Here is a 267-nt window from a genome sequence, read left to right on the forward strand (position 1 = left end):
GCTGTCGAGGCGAAGATTGACCGCGGCCGGATCGGTCAACGGGCTCGCCAGACGTTGGGCGAGAAGACGGGAGCCCGCGGGCGTCACCGTGCGGTCGATCGCCTCGATCAGCGACCCCTTCTTCTCGCCATGCAGCGTGCGGAAGAGCTCCAGATTGGCCCGGGTGGCCGCATCGATGCGCATCGCCGCGCCATCATGCTCGCGGCGGAGCGGCGCGATCGGCGGACGCGCCGAGATCTGGGTCTTTTCCACATAGGCGAGAATCGC

The 267-nt window shown here is 68.2% G+C and carries 1 pseudogene; it reads right to left on the reverse strand.

The features are described 5' to 3' along the window. Positions 1–267: pseudogene (locus CH341_RS32685) on the reverse strand (DNA mismatch repair protein MutS); the annotation flags it as partial.

The organism is Rhodoplanes roseus (assembly GCF_003258865.1).
Lineage (GTDB): Bacteria > Pseudomonadota > Alphaproteobacteria > Rhizobiales > Xanthobacteraceae > Rhodoplanes > Rhodoplanes roseus.